Genomic DNA, 15086 nt, shown 5'->3' on the forward strand with positions numbered 1-15086 from the left:
CGGAATAACAGCTTTTCGAGACGAAAGAGTCCCTGCCAGCATCCGTCGGGATGCTGGCAGGGAGCAGGGTTAACGCAGGTCAGCCAACAGACTTCAACGGGATAGGGCCTTTGAGCCGATCCATCATGGTGGCGCAGTACCAGTCATCGAACTGGCAAACGCCGGTCTCGGCGGTTTCCGAATAAGGCCCCGGCTCGTACGAAGGCGAGGTCACGCCACGCTGGGTGCCCTCGACCAGCGTGCGGTCCTGATCGTTGGTGGCAATCCAGACTTTGGTCAGGCGTTCGATTTCGTAATCAACGCCTTCCACTGCGCTGTCGGGTACCAGCCATTTGGTGGTGACCAAGGTTTCGGTGGCGCTGATCGGCAGCACGCGGAAGCTCAGCGCATGGTCACCGAGGAAGTGATTCCAGGTGGAGGGGTAGTGGAAGTACAGCAGCGCGCCGATGTCCGCTTCAGCTGTCTTGTCCAGGCGACCGGCAACGGCCGGTTTGCCATCCATGGTGTAGCTGACGGCACCGGATGACAGCGGAATACGGGTCATGCGGAACTGGCCGTTGATGTCCATCACCAAACGGCTTGGCAGCCCGGCGCTCTCGCACTTGGACCAGTAAGCGGACAGCTCTGGATCATCTTCGCCACTGACGCCGCCCACCGACAGGTTATCGACGAACGAATGCAGCAGCTCCGGGTGTGAGCCGTCGCAGTGGTAGCACTCGCGATTGTTTTCGAAGACCAGTTTCCAGTTGCCTTTCTCGATGATGTTCGATTCGAACGCCACTTTGCAGTTTTCAAGATAATGCGGCGCTACGAAAGGGCTGACGGCTTTGCGGAAACCCTCGAAGTCCGGGGCCTTGGCGGCCACGCAGACATAAATGTAGGTATCGACGATCTCGCAGTGAACGTTTTTCAGACTGTATTGGGACTTGTCGAAATCCTGGCCCATGTTGCCGGCGAACAGCAGGTTGCCATCTAGCTCATACGTCCACTTGTGATACGGGCAAACCATCTTCGCCACTTTGCCATGATCGGCCTCGCAGATTTTTGCGCCACGGTGACGGCAGGCGTTATGGAAAGCCCGAACCTCGCCGTCTTTGCCGCGTACCACTGCGACGGGATAGTCACCGATCTGCAGAGTGAAATACTGCCCTGGCTTGGTAATTTCAAAGGTATGGCCGGCGAAGATCCAGTCCTTGTGCCAGATCTGCTCAAGGTCCTGACGGTAAACGCTTTCACTGCTGTAAAGAGCACCCGGCAGCGAGTGCCAGGGTTTGCGCTGAGCGATCAGGTCAAAAACGCTTTCTTTATTGTTCATTGTTATCCTCCCATAGGCGACATGGTTCTCAGCCTATATGGCTCAGGACAGACGTCACAAACGATATTTGCTGTGGGCAATTCATGCGTTGGCGTTATCGATGAGCACCTGGCTGGAGTGCCGGAACCGGGTGGAAAATCGGTTCCAGGGCGGTTATGGCGCAGCTGGATTGAGCGATGTGTTTGATCGCTGTTTTCACCTCGGCACTGCGTTCTACACCGAGACCGCTGGCGAACAGATCAAATTTCTGACTCAGCTCTTCAGCGCTGAGGGCGGTTTCGGGATCGCCACGTGCGGCGGTGACCGGACTGACCAGCACGGCACCGTTTTTCAGGGTGATGGTCAGTCGCGAGAGGATTTCGTCGGGGAATCGGGCGGAGATATCGGCGGCTTCGACGACTTCGATACGGCGGCTCAGTGCCAGAATGTCTTCGGCAAAAATCGCCGCCCCGGTGACTTCTTCCGGACCGACCTTGCCCCGCACAATCAATGCGGCCAGCGGAAAGGCGAGGGCGTACTGCGCCTGGTCGGCGTCACTCGGCGTATGCCCTTGCAAACACATTGATTCGTAGAACGTTTCCACACGAACGGTTTCAATCGAGTCGGCATCGAGCTGAGGATTTTCCCGCTGCAGTTCGAGCATGGCGGTCAGCGCCGGTTGCGCCCAACGGCAGACCGGCCAGGGTTTGAAGTACTGACTGTCGATCTCCCAGCGTGTTCCGATGTCGGTCCAGTATTCGGCGACGGTGACATCTTCAACCGTTTCTGCCGGTGCACCGGTGATGCCATCCAGAGCCATGAACAGCGCGTTCAAACCCGCAAATGCGCCTGCACCGTGGGCATCGCGCAGCATCGTCGGCGCTTGCACCACGCGCATCATCGGGCAGCGTGCGCTGAAGTATTCGGCGATGCCCAAGGCGTGGCGAAAGGTCGGCTCATCCAAGCCCAGCAAGCGCGCGCCGGCGCAGACAACGCCCAGCGCGGAAAAACCACCCGATGCGTGATAAGTCGGCGAGGTCGCCATCAATGCGGAACCGGCTCGCAGCGCCGTTTCATAACCGATGCACAACGCGGTCAGCAGTTCATGGCCGCTGATCGCCTGGCCTTGATGATGCAGCGCATCGGCGAGGGCGAGCACGGCGGGAACAACGGTGGCACCGGCATGACCCTTGGATTTGAAGTGGCCCTCATGGGCGTCGAGGCTGTCAGCACTGAACCCTCCGGCCCAAGCTGCACCGAGTACGTTGACGCGCTGCCCGGCAAAGATCAGGCGACTGCTGTAAGCGCCCGCCGGGTAATGCCGTTCGGCAAAACGTCGCATCGCGCTGGTGGTGTCATTGCTGGCCGCACCGGCCATGACGCCGACGATATCCAGCAGACTGTCCTGCACGATTGCACGAGTCTTGAGCGGGGCATCGAGGAAATCAAAGTCGCGACAGAATTCGAAGAGTGACATTCAACAATCCCTTCCTGTGAGTTGAGCCGAACCGATCATGGCCGGCGCGGCTCAACAATGAGCCAGGGGGAGGGTGCCGCTCTAGCAACATTTTCGGCGGGCTATTGATAACCAAATCAGCCGACGCCTGTGCGGACTGAATTAACGGCGGGGAAACTTCGCCAGAATCCATTCGCGGAAACGCCGCAGTTCGTCTTCGTTTTCGGAGCTTTCGCGACAGCTCAGGTAGTGCCAGCTGTTACGCAATTGCACCTGTTGCTCGATCGGTCGCACCAGCAGACCTTGCTGTACCAATCCCGTGACCAAGTGATTCCAGCCCAACGCAATGCCCTGATGGGTCAGGACCATGCTGATGAGCAGGTTGTAGTCGTTGGCGTTGAAGATCTGCGGACTGTTCGCCGGGCGATCGTCAATATCGATGGCCTGAAACGCCAGCCACACGCCCCAGTCGACATGTTCGGCGACTTGCGAGCGGCCGTAAGGGCTGAGGTTGAGCAATGACGAATCGCGCACGCCTTCGATCGTCGCAATCTCCGGGTGTTTCTCCAGATACTGCGGGGTGCACACTGGGTAAATCACGTCGTGGCACAACGGGTAGCTTCTATAACCATCACGAATGCGCGAAATCTTGGTGATGAAGATGTCCGGCTGCACACCGGGTTCCATGGTCAGAAAGTTCTGCGTGGTGATCAGGTTGAGTTCGATGTCCGGGCATTGCGCGAAGAACTCCTGCAAATGATTCGACAGCCACAGCGCGGAAAAGGCCGGCGAGCAACAGACGGTGAGCACCTTCTTGGTCGACTGGCTGCTGCGGATACGTTCGGCAGCTTGGGCGATGTTGACGAACGACAGTTGCGCGGCATCGAAGAACACCGCGCCGGCGGCCGTCAGTTCCACCGCCCGGCCGACCCGGGTAAACAGTTGCGCGCCCAGATAGCTTTCCAGCTCGCGGATCTGCCGGCTGATCGCGGCTTGCGAAACGCACAACGCCTCCGCCGCACGGGTGAAGCTTTCGTACTTGGCCGCGGCGACAAATGCCTTCACAGCCCTCAAGGACGGCATTTTCAGCAGGATGGTGTCAGGGTCGACATGCTTGCTCATTCGTACACTCTCCTAACGATACAGCTCCCCAACGAAGCGCGAGGAGGGTAACGGAACCGTGCGGGGAGGGCTACGCGAGCGTCGCTGTGGGGATAGACCCGGTCGCTCATGGTGTTGACGCGGCACTCGGCAATGGCAGCCGTCGCAACCGATAACCCGACGTTATCGAATTGCCCCTGTAAATGTAGTTGGATTAAGCGGGGTGATGCTAATAGATTTGAAACATCCCTTTTTCCTGGGACCTCAAAAATAATAAAAGGAAGCCCGTCGTGAAGACATCTATTCATTACCGCTGCCGCTTACAATTATTTTTGCTCGTTTGCCTGTCGCTTGATGCGAAAGATGCACGATGCGAAGGAGGCAAGGTATGACAAGTTCCGACGAGATCATCTGCGTAAAGAATGTTTTCAAAGTCTTCGGTACGCAGCCAGCACTTGCCATGAAAATGGTTAAAGAAGGCGCATCAAAAGCTGAAGTGTTTAAAAAGACCGGTCAGGCGATTGGTGTTTTTGATGCCAACTTCTCGGTTCGCCGCGGTGAGATTTTCGTGATCATGGGTTTGTCCGGCTCGGGCAAATCGACCATGGTCCGATTGTTCAACCGGTTGATTGAACCGACCTCCGGGCAGATCTTTCTCAATGGCAAGGAAATCACCGGCCTGGGCGACAAGGACTTGTTGCAGGTTCGTCGCAAAGACATGGGCATGGTCTTCCAGTCGTTTGCTTTGATGCCGCACATGAGCGTCATCGACAACGTCAGCTTCGGCCTGGAAATCAGCGGGGTCAGCGAGAAAGAGCGCTATTGCCGTGCGATGGGCGCACTGGAGCAGGTCGGGCTCTCGGGGCAGGAGCTCAGCTTTCCTCACCAACTCTCCGGCGGCATGCAGCAACGCGTCGGCCTGGCCCGCGCGCTGGCCAACGATCCCGCCATTCTGCTGATGGACGAAGCCTTCTCGGCACTCGATCCGATGATTCGCAGCGAGATGCAGGGCGAACTGATCAAGCTGCAGGCCGAGCAGGACCGCACGATCATTTTCATCTCCCACGATATAGAAGAAGCGGTTCGCATCGGTCACCGCATTGCGATCATGGAAGGCGGGCGCGTGGTGCAAATCGGCACGCCGCGTGAACTTCTGTGCAACCCGGTGAATAAATATGTTCGTGATTTCTTTAATGGCTTCGACACCAGTCGCATTCTGAAAGCGGGCGATATCGCGCAACAGGATGGCAATGTCGCTTACATACCGGGCGGGCAAACACCGATTAAAGCGGAAGCGTCTCTTCGCGACATCTTTCATCTTGTTGCTGCCTCGGCAACTCCCATGCCGGTTGTGGATGAAGTTGGGCTTTATAAAGGCTCGATTTCGCAAGGCCATCTTCTGAGTTGTCTGTGTAACAGCTGAATTGCGAATAATCAGCATTGATATGCCGTTTCTGAGTGCGAGGTAGCATCATGTCAGACTTCAACTTTTTAGATCCCTTTCAAAGTCTCAATATTCCTTTGGGATCCTGGGTGGAAACCGCCCTTAAATACCTGGTGCATAACTTCAGGGAAGTGTTTCGCTCGATCCGCTGGCCGGTCGATCAAGTGCTCGACGGTGTGCAGTGGGGACTGCTGTCGGTTCCGCCGACGGTGTTCATCATCATCGCCGGACTGATCAGTTGGCAGATTGGCGGCAAACGCATCGCCATTTTCAGCGTCGCCACCCTCACCGGGCTTGGACTGATCGGTGTGTGGAGCGATGCGATGGTCACGCTGGCCCTGGTGCTGACATCGCTGTTGTTCTGCGCAGTGATCGGCATACCGCTGGGCATCCTGTGTGCACGCAGTGATCGCACGGAAATGATCATCCGTCCGGTACTGGATGCCATGCAAACACTGCCCGCGTTCGTCTATCTGGTGCCGGTGGTGATGCTCTTTGGTATCGGCAACGTCCCCGGTGTGATCGTCACCATCATCTTTTCCGTCGCGCCGCTGGTGCGGCTGACCAACCTTGGTATTCGCCAAGTCCCTGCGGACAAGGTCGAAGCTGCCCGCGCGTTTGGCTGCACGGCCACGCAAATGCTGATGAAGGTGCAGTTGCCGTTGGCGGCGCCAACGATGATGGCCGGTCTCAACCAGACGTTGATGCTGTCGCTGTCGATGGTGGTGGTCGCCTCGATGATTTCGGTGGGCGGTCTGGGCTTGATGGTGTTGAGCGGCATCGGTCGCCTCGACATGGGCCTGGCTAGCGTCGGCGGCGCGGGGCTGGTGCTGCTCGCGGTATTCCTTGACCGACTGACCCAGGCAATGGGTGAGCGCAGCAGCGATCTGGCCACTGGTCAGCGCTGGTATGAAAGCGGCCCGGTGGGGCTGGTCATGAAACTGAAGAAAAAGAAGAACGTTGCACGTCCAGTGACGAATTGAGTTGGCCTGCTCACCCCATTAAAAACTCCAAGCGTGGTGAAACATGAAACTGACAAATCTCAAGAAAAGCGTGGTTGCGAGCCTGGTAGCTTCAGTGTTTGGGACTTTGCTGTGCTCGGCGGCCTACGCGGCCGATGCCAACAAACCGGGTGCCGGTGTTTCGATTACACCGATTTTCCCGACCATTGCTGAAGAACGCTTTCGTGGTGAGGTGGTGATCGCCGGCCTTAAGGAGCTGGGCTACGACGTCAAACAGCCAAAAGAAGTCGACTACCCGGCGATGTTTCTCGCGCTGTCTTACGGCGATGCGGACTTCACCGTGCATGAATGGGAACACCTGCACCAAGCGTTTTATGAAAAGGCCGGCGGCGATGACGTGATGGTCAAAGTCGGGCAAGTCATGAAAGGCGTGCTCCAGGGCTACATGATCGACAAGAAAACTGCCGACGCTTATCAGATCAAGGATCTGTCGGACCTGAAGAAACCCGAAATCGCCAAACTCTTTGACAGTAACGGTGACGGCAAGGCCGACCTGACGGGCTGCAACCCGGGCTGGGGCTGCGAGATCATGATCGAACACCACATGAAAGCCTATGGCTTGGGTCCAACCGTAGTCGACAACCGCGGCTCCTACTTCGCGTTGATGGCTGACACCATTGCGCGGCTTCAGCAAGGCAAGCCCGTGCTGTTTTTCACTTGGGTTCCGCAGTGGATTGCCAGTGTATTGGTGGAAGGGCGTGACGTGGTCTGGTTGCCGGTACCTTTCACCTCGCTGCCGGATGGCAAGGAAAGCAAGGACACCTTCCATGACGGCAAGAACCTCGGTTTCCCGGTGGACACGATCAATGCCGTCATGAACAAAGAGTTCGCTGAGAAGAACCCGGTGGCGCGCAAATTCCTCTCTGAAGTCAGCATCCCGACGGCCGCTGAAAGTGCGCAAAACCTGCGCATGCAAAACGGTGAAAAGTCGCTGGCCGACATCAAGCGCCATGCCGCGGAATGGATCAAGGCCAACCAGCAAGCCTATGACGGTTGGTTGAGTGACGCCCGGGCGGTAGCGAAGTAATCGGTTCGAACACGGGTTGGCGGCGGGCGGTGCCAGTCGCCAAGCCACAGGGTTGTCGTTTCAAGTGAAGGCGAGCGGGTGACGCAAGATGGAAACGTTCCAGAGTCCGTTGAAACAACAGAACATCGGCTTTCGCCCATCCACCGTGATGTCGGGCCATGAACGCATGGTGCGGGTGGCGTTTATCCTGCTCGATCATTTTTCGTTGACGACCCTTTCAACGGCGATGGATGCCCTGGCCACTGGAAACCTGATCAACGCTGAGACGATTTACACGGTATCGACCTACTCACTTCAGGGTGGACTGGTTGAAAGTGATATCGGCGTGTCGCTGGCTTCGCAAAGGCTGGTCGCAGAAGGCTTCAGTCATGATGCAGTGATTGTCGTCGGAGGCCAGCGTGTGAGGCTTGCCACGCAGCCAGTGCTGCGCCGAGTGCTGAAGAGGTCCGCGAGCAAAGGGATCGTTGCCGGTTGCTGGAATGCCGCGTTCTATCTCGCCGATGCCGGTTTGCTCGATACTCAGGAGTTCGCCTGCCACAGCGACAGCTGCGGTCTGGTCCATGAATATTTCCCGCAGTTGAAAGTTTCGACTCGCGAGTTTATTTGCACACAGCGTCGGGCCACTTGCGCCAACGCTCATTCGGCGCTGGATATGACCCTGGCGATCATGCAGGAACTGGGTGCGCACAACGATGCGGTACTGGTCGATGAGATAAAACGTGTTCACCAGCCCGCACAAGCTCGTCCGAAGTTCTCGGCAAATGCCGACAGCCTTCGCTGTTCATCGATTCCAAAGCCTTTGAACATCGCGCTCGACTTGATGGAAAAGAACATTGAGGAACCGCTGGAAATCGATGCAATCGCCAGCCAGGTCGGCGTGTCACGCCGGCAACTGGAAAGAAGGTTTGCCCGCTATCTCAATGCGGCACCGAATCGCTACTACCTGGAACTGCGTTTGACCCGGGCCCGGCAACTGATTGTGCAAAGTGATCGCTCGTTGACGGATGTGGCACTGGCAACCGGGTTTGTCAGTTATCCGCACTTCTATAAACGCTTCAAGGACCTGTTCGGCTTACCGCCCATGACCTTCAGGGATTATTACTACGCCAACGACTGTGCCAGTAGCGGACGTTATACCGTAGCGGCCAGTTTTTAAAACAAGCAGTCAATCGTCATTGTTTGTGCAAGTGCCAGTTTTGCAAGTTTCCGGATCAACGCCATTGCGTGCGTGTGCTTTGTGTCGCGTGCGTTTTGCAACTTCAACGATTAACGGTTTAACACTATGAAAGTCAGTTCATTACCCGCCGATGATGATAGTTGTGGCTGGTTTCATCTGAGCACGCCACGCAGTCCCGAGCCGGCTCACCGTGGGCACCGTTCAGCCCGCTGGGTGATCATCGGTGCCGGCTTCACGGGACTGGCGTGCGCGCGGCAACTGGCGTTGAATTTTCCCGACGACGAAGTGGTGCTTATCGAAGCGCAGGAAGTCGGACTGGGCCCGTCGGGTCGCAATGCCGGTTTTGCCATTGACCTTCCCCATGACATTGGCGCTGAGGATTACATCGGTGACATCGCACTGGCCCGCACCAGTTTGAAACTCAATCTGGCCGGCCAATCGATACTTCGCGAGCTGGTCGATCAATACCGCATCGAATGCCAGATGAAAGCCTGCGGCAAATATCAGGCAGCGGTAGAGACCCGCGGTATCGCCGTACTCGATGCCTATCGCCGGGGCCTGGAAAAACTCGATCAGCCTTTTCAGATGATTGATGCCGATGAGTTGCCCGAACATTTGGGCACGCGGTTTTACCGCAAGGCGTTGTTCACGCCGGGCGCAGTGTTATTGCAACCGTCCGGACTGGTGAAAGGCCTGGCCGACAATTTGCCATCGAACGTCACGCTGTATGAGCGCACCCCGATTCTGGAAGTGGAATACGGCGCCAAGACGCTCCTCAAACATGCCCACGGCAGCATCACCGCCGACAAACTGATTCTGGCGAACAACTCGTTCGGCATGCGCTTCGGTTTCCTGCAAGGGCGCATGTTGCCGATCTACACCTACGCGAGCATCACGCGGCCGCTGACCGAAGAGGAACAGGCGCGCCTTGGCGGTAAACCGTTCTGGGGCGCCATTCCGGCGGATCCGTTCGGCACCACGGTGCGCCGCACCCCGGACAACCGTCTGCTGATCCGCAACAGCTTCACCTTCAACCCGGATGGCCGCAGCAACAGCAAATACAACGAACGTTTCGTGCGTCGGCACAAGGCGTCATTCGATCAGCGGTTCCCGATGTTGCCGGGCGTGACGTTCGACTACACCTGGGGCGGCGCCTTGGCCATGTCGCGCAACCACAACGGCTTCTTCGGTGAACTGGCGCCCAACGTTTATGCCGCGCTCGGATGCAACGGTCTGGGCGTCACGCGCGGAACCGTCACCGGCAAGTTGCTCGCTGACTGGCTGGCGGGGCAGCGTGACCCACTGATTGATTTCCTGTTGCAGGCGCCAGGTCCCAACAGCAACCCGCCAGAACCGTTTCTTTCGCTTGGGGTGAACATGAACCTCAAGTGGGGGCAGTACCGCGCCGGGAGAGAAAGCTGAGTCTGAGGTGACTAGTCGCCGAAGCCTCGTCGCTCTGCTGCCGTCCTGAAGGCTTGCGCCGCCAATAACCACGGTCTGCCCGGCATGCCGTCGGGCGCACGGATTGAACATTGAACCACTGGAGAAAACGCTATGAACTTTGACGGAATTTTTACCCCTGCCATTACCCCGTTGTCCGCTGATGGCCAGATCGACTATTCGGCGTTCGCCGACGTGCTCGAATATCTGATCGAGTCCAAGGTTCACGGCATCGTTATTGGCGGCTCCACCGGCGAGTATTACGCGCACACCGCCGAGGAGCGCGTGGCCGTGGCCGAGCGCGCCAAAGAGGTGATCCGCGGACGCTTGCCTCTGGTCATCGGCACCGGCGGCATTCGTACCGAAGACTCGGTGTACTTCGCCGAAAAGGCCAAATCCCTGAAAGCGGACGCGATTCTGGTCGGTTCGCCACCGTATGCCTTGCCGACGCAGAAGGAAATTGCCGCCCATGTGCTCGCCGTGGACAAGGCGGCCGGGCTGCCGATCATGCTTTACAACTATCCGTCGCGAATGGGCGTGGCGATGGGCGACGAGTTTTTCGAAGCCATCGCTGGCTGCAAGAATATCGCCGCGATCAAGGAAAGTTCGGGCGAGATGAGTCGCCTGCACCGTCTGGCTCACGCTCATCCGTCGATCCAATTGTCCTGTGGCTGGGATGATCAGGCGCTGGAGTTTTTCGCCTGGGGTGCGCGCAGCTGGGTTTGCGCCGGTTCGAACTTCATCCCGCGCGAACACATCGCGCTTTACGAAGCCTGCGTGCTGGAAAAGAACTTCGATAAAGGTCGGCGGATCATGTCGGCGATGCTGCCGTTGATGGATTTCCTCGAGAGCGGCAAGTTCGTGCAGTCAATCAAACATGGCAGCGAACTCAGTGGCCTGCGTGCCGGCGGCGTCCGTGCGCCACTGCAAGCACTGGAGCCTTCCGAGAAGCAAGCGCTGGAAGGTGTGATCAAAACCCTGCAGAAAAACGTCGCGCGTATCGTCGAGGAGGCTTGAAATGGCAGACCTGCTGAGTAAAGAGCAATACCTCGAGCTGGCTGCGAAGCTCGAATTTCGCAATCAAGCGTTCATCAACGGCCAGTTTTGCGCCTCGCGTTCAGGCAAGACATTCACCACAACCAACCCGGCTACCGACCAGGTGCTGACTGAGATTGCTGCGTGCAACGCCGATGATGTCGACGCGGCCGTAGCGGCGGCGAAGGAAGCCTTCGATGACGCACGCTGGCATTCACTGGCGCCGTCCGCACGCAAATCGGTATTGCTGCGCTTCGCCCAATTACTGGAAGACCACGCCCATGAGCTGGCGGTGCTGGAAAGCCTGGACAGTGGCAAGCCGATTCGTGAATGCCAGAACATCGACGTGCCGGAATCGATTCATACGTTACGTTGGCATGCCGAGCTGATCGACAAGATCTACGACGCTACGGCACCGGTCGGCTCGGGTGCGGTAACCATGGTCGTGCGTGAACCGATCGGCGTTGTCGGCCTGGTGTTGCCGTGGAACTTCCCGCTGCTGATGCTCGCCTGGAAAATCGGCCCGTCGCTGGCCGCAGGCTGTTCGATCGTGGTCAAACCGGCCAAGGAAACCACCTTGAGCACCTTGCGTGTCGCCGAACTGGCGTATCAGGCGGGGATTCCCGCCGGCGTGTTCAACGTCGTGCCCGGGGGAGGCAAGGAGGCCGGTGAGCCGCTGGGTCGTCATCCGGATGTGGCGATGGTCAGCTTCACCGGTTCAACCGATACCGGCCGGCTGTTCCTCAAATATTCCAGCGAATCGAACCTGAAACGCATCGTGCTGGAATGTGGCGGCAAGAACCCTGCTGTGGTGATGAATGATGTCGAAGACATCGACCACGTCGCCCAGCATGTGGTCAACGGCGCCTTCTGGAACATGGGTGAAAACTGTTCGGCCTCATCGCGGCTGATCGTCCACGCTGACGTCAAGGATGAACTGTTGCAGCGTGTCCAGGTGCATCTGGGCGACTGGAAAATGGGCGATCCATTGGACCCTGAAAATCGCTTGGGCTCGATGATCAGCAAGGCGCATTTCGACAAGGTGCGCTCCTACCTTGATGTGGCCCGCGACGAAAACCTGCGCGTGCTGGTGGGCGGCAAAACCCGCCAGGATATTTTCGTCGAACCGACTATCGTTGACGGCGTGAGTCGCGATAGCCGTTTGTTCCAGGAAGAGATCTTCGGCCCGGTACTGAGCGTCACCACCTTCCAGACCGTTGACGAAGCCATTGCGCTGGCCAACGACACAGCCTACGGTCTGGCAGCATCGGCTTACACCGGCAACCTGCGCCATGCCCTGAAACTCTCACGCGGGATTCGCGCCGGGATCGTCACGGTGAACTGCTTCGGTGAGGGCGACGCCTCCACGCCATTCGGCGGCTACAAGGAATCAGGGTTCGGCGGGCGCGACAAGTCGATCTGGGCGCACGACCAATACACTGAAATCAAAACCATCTGGATTGACGCTTCCTGATAGCGCCTTGACGCAAGAAACCACATCGCCCCCGACACTGGATTCAGTGGCGGGGCGATTTACCCAATCCATGAGCTGGATTGGTTGGTAGCCACGTCAGCAAAAAAGCTTTCAGTCATCCGCTTTTCTTCAGACATTTTGAACCTAACCCGAAATCGGTCGCTCAACCGTGCAATGTTCGGGGGTGGCGAAATGAACGCGTTCAAGAACCAACTGACATTCGCACAAGAAACCAGACTACTCGCTTTGGCTGCCTGGCAACGTGCACTGGAAAACCTTGAACTGCGCATGGACTGCCCAGACGCCTATCACGACGAACTGCTGCGCCAGTCGGATGAAATGGACCGCTTGGGCATACTCAGTTGGAACGAGTGGCGCGACCTGCGAAGAGAAGCAGATGTCGCGTACCTGCGCGCAGTCGCTGGAGACGATTACCATTGAGGTCATGTACGGTCGTTATCCGCATCCACTGAAAAGATCGAATCAACAAAACAGGAGATTTCCATGCCCGAGCCGTTGTCCTCATCAGGTGCACCAACTCGCTCCTGGTTCGCTCGTTTCTCAGGGTCTGGATGGGGCGGGCGGGTCTTCTGGTCAATTCTGATCGGCGTGACAATCTTCCTGCTGATAAGCGGGTATGGCGCCTTTGTCGGGGCGAACAAACAAAATCTGCACTTCGCTTTTATCGGTGGCATGACTGGCTTCGCTGCGACAGCAATCGGTGCTGTCGTAGCGATCGCGTTGCGAGACATCGCCGCCCGAACCCAAGACATCATGCTCGGCTTCGCCGCCGGGATGATGCTGGCCGCGAGTTCGTTTTCGCTCATTCTGCCTGGCATAGAAGCGGCTCGGGCGCTTTGCGATAACCAGTTGCTCGCGGCCTGCGTCGTCGTCGCAGGGTTGGGATTGGGCGTAGCGCTGATGGTCGGCCTTGATCGTTTCGTGCCTCACGAACACGAGAAAAGCGGACGCCGAGGGCCGGACGCGCAGCGCATCAATCGTGTCTGGTTGTTCGTCCTGGCAATCACACTGCATAACCTGCCGGAAGGCATGGCCATTGGCGTGAGCTTCGCCAACGGCGACATGAAGGTGGGACTCCCGCTGACCACGGCGATCGCCATCCAGGATATTCCCGAAGGCCTGGCTGTCGCTCTAGCGTTACGCGTGACAGGCATCTCTGCACTTCGCGCAGCGCTTATTGCAGTGGGTTCGGGGTTGATGGAACCGATTGGCGCCATTGTCGGACTGGGCATTTCCAGCAGCTTTGCGTTGGGATATCCCGTTGCGCTCGGTTTGGCCGCCGGGGCGATGATTTTTGTGGTCTCCCATGAGGTCATTCCCGAGACCCATCGCAACGGTCATGAGACCCCGGCTACCTTGGGACTGATGCTCGGCTTTGGGGTGATGATGTTTCTCGATACTGCTTTGGGTTAATCACGAACCTGACCACTGGAGAGAAACCCTCACGCACTGGCTTTAACCTCAGCCTTGACTACTGATTTACGGTAAGTCAGCAAAACGATGCCCGTGACCACAATCACCCCGCCGAAAATCTGTCCTGTACTGAGCATTTGGTCCAGCACAATCCAGCCCATCAACAGCGTTGCTAGTGGCTCGATGTTCATGACCGGCGCATTGCGCGGCATGTCGAGGCGAGGCACGGAAATGAACAGGACGATAAAACCTGTGCCGTACAGCACCACCAGGGTGGCAAGGGCCAGCCATCCGGTCGAGGTGGCGGGCAGGTTCAAGCCGCCGGGAAGGGCGCCCGTCAGTCCTGCCAGGTTGACGCTGCTGAACACGATGAAAATGGTCAGCAGACTGCGCACCGAGCCGCGTACCTGAGACAGTTTGTGGTCGGTGATCCACAACGCGCAGGCGAACACGCTGGCGGCACAGAACGCGAGCGCGACGCCGGTCAGCCATTGCGCACTGACGTCTGTCGTGGTCGAGAGACGCCCGGGGACGTCCAGCACAAACACCAGACCCAACAGAATCAAACCCATCAACGTCGCAGTGCGTGCGCTCGGTCGCTGGCCACCCAGCGCCCAGGTGAGCAATGCCAGCAGAATAGGAAATACGTTCGCCACCAGCAGGGCCAGCGCCACCGGCACCCGTGCGACAGCAGAGTAAAGGCACAGACTCTGCGCAGTGATCAGCAACCCCAGCAACAGTTGCCAGCGCCAGGCACCGGCCGGCAAGCGCGGGCTTTGTCTTTGCCACAGCACCAGGATGGCGAGCACCAGCAGGGTCCCGCCGGAACGCATCAAAATAGCCAGCAACACACCCGCACCATCATCAAATGCGACCCGCGCCGCCACATGATTGCCGGCAAATGCACAGCCCATGCACAACAGAATGATCACCGCCAGATAACGGGGGTAGGGTGGCGGCACGGCTTGCGTAGCGGTAGGGCGAGGCATGGCAGATCTCAGGATTATTAGCCGTTCGAACGACTTGGTTTTTATTAGGTTGTCGTACAACTAGCCGTTTTATCGCATTCAGCGACATCGGGCAATAGGCCTGAAAGCGCACAGATACGCATATGCTCGGCGTCAAGGTGGATTTTTACGTATTTGATTAAGCGTAGAGATCGTATGACTTGATAGAACAGGG

At 57.8% G+C, this 15086-nt stretch carries 13 protein-coding genes; 9 read left to right on the forward strand and 4 right to left on the reverse strand.

Going from position 1 to position 15086, the window contains the following annotated elements:
- Positions 1 to 79: 79 nt before the first annotated feature.
- From PspR84_RS14710 to PspR84_RS14720, 3 genes are all read right to left on the reverse strand, one after another.
- Entirely contained in the window at positions 80 to 1315 is a 1236-nt protein-coding gene (locus PspR84_RS14710; RefSeq protein WP_160057834.1) for an aromatic ring-hydroxylating dioxygenase subunit alpha, read from the reverse strand.
- Between the two features lie 94 nt (positions 1316 to 1409).
- Positions 1410 to 2771, reverse strand: coding sequence for an MmgE/PrpD family protein (locus PspR84_RS14715; protein ID WP_160057835.1), 1362 nt, complete (start codon positions 2769 to 2771; stop codon positions 1410 to 1412).
- 141 nt (positions 2772 to 2912) lie between these two features.
- A complete protein-coding gene (locus PspR84_RS14720; RefSeq protein WP_160057836.1) occupies positions 2913 to 3872 on the reverse strand; it encodes a LysR family transcriptional regulator in 960 nt (319 codons plus the stop codon).
- Positions 3873 to 4239: 367 nt separating this feature from the next.
- Here PspR84_RS14720 and PspR84_RS14725 point away from each other — a divergent pair, with 367 nt between their 5' ends.
- The 9 genes from PspR84_RS14725 (at position 4240) to PspR84_RS14765 (ending at position 13904) form a co-directional block, all read left to right on the forward strand.
- The gene (locus tag PspR84_RS14725) at positions 4240 to 5274 is read left to right on the forward strand and encodes a glycine betaine/L-proline ABC transporter ATP-binding protein (protein WP_160057837.1); all 1035 of its coding nucleotides are present in this window, start codon (positions 4240 to 4242) and stop codon (positions 5272 to 5274) included.
- Between the two features lie 50 nt (positions 5275 to 5324).
- The gene (proW, locus tag PspR84_RS14730) at positions 5325 to 6278 is read left to right on the forward strand and encodes a glycine betaine/L-proline ABC transporter permease ProW (RefSeq protein ID WP_077572874.1); all 954 of its coding nucleotides are present in this window, start codon (positions 5325 to 5327) and stop codon (positions 6276 to 6278) included.
- A 43-nt stretch (positions 6279 to 6321) separates the two neighbouring features.
- Complete coding sequence (proX, locus tag PspR84_RS14735) at positions 6322 to 7344, forward strand: glycine betaine/L-proline ABC transporter substrate-binding protein ProX (protein WP_174244451.1); 1023 nt, start codon at positions 6322 to 6324, stop codon at positions 7342 to 7344.
- Between the two features lie 88 nt (positions 7345 to 7432).
- A complete protein-coding gene (locus PspR84_RS14740) occupies positions 7433 to 8500 on the forward strand; it encodes a helix-turn-helix domain-containing protein (protein ID WP_160057838.1) in 1068 nt (355 codons plus the stop codon).
- A gap of 126 nt (positions 8501 to 8626) precedes the next feature.
- Positions 8627 to 9943: an FAD-binding oxidoreductase gene (locus PspR84_RS14745; protein WP_160057839.1), complete on the forward strand. Its 1317-nt coding sequence runs from the start codon at positions 8627 to 8629 to the stop codon at positions 9941 to 9943.
- Positions 9944 to 10075: 132 nt separating this feature from the next.
- Entirely contained in the window at positions 10076 to 10978 is a 903-nt protein-coding gene (locus tag PspR84_RS14750) for a dihydrodipicolinate synthase family protein (RefSeq protein WP_160057840.1), read from the forward strand.
- A gap of 1 nt (position 10979) precedes the next feature.
- Entirely contained in the window at positions 10980 to 12470 is a 1491-nt protein-coding gene (locus tag PspR84_RS14755) for an aldehyde dehydrogenase (protein WP_160057841.1), read from the forward strand.
- Positions 12471 to 12662: 192 nt separating this feature from the next.
- A complete protein-coding gene (locus PspR84_RS14760) occupies positions 12663 to 12911 on the forward strand; it encodes a hypothetical protein (RefSeq protein ID WP_174244452.1) in 249 nt (82 codons plus the stop codon).
- Positions 12912 to 12974: 63 nt separating this feature from the next.
- Positions 12975 to 13904, forward strand: coding sequence for a ZIP family metal transporter (locus PspR84_RS14765; RefSeq protein WP_160057842.1), 930 nt, complete (start codon positions 12975 to 12977; stop codon positions 13902 to 13904).
- Positions 13905 to 13933: 29 nt separating this feature from the next.
- Here the strand turns inward: PspR84_RS14765 and PspR84_RS14770 are convergent, their stop codons facing one another.
- Complete coding sequence (locus tag PspR84_RS14770) at positions 13934 to 14893, reverse strand: DMT family transporter (RefSeq protein ID WP_160057843.1); 960 nt, start codon at positions 14891 to 14893, stop codon at positions 13934 to 13936.
- Positions 14894 to 15086: the final 193 nt, after the last annotated feature.

It is taken from the genome of Pseudomonas sp. R84, from assembly GCF_009834515.1.
Classification (GTDB): Bacteria; Pseudomonadota; Gammaproteobacteria; order Pseudomonadales; family Pseudomonadaceae; genus Aquipseudomonas.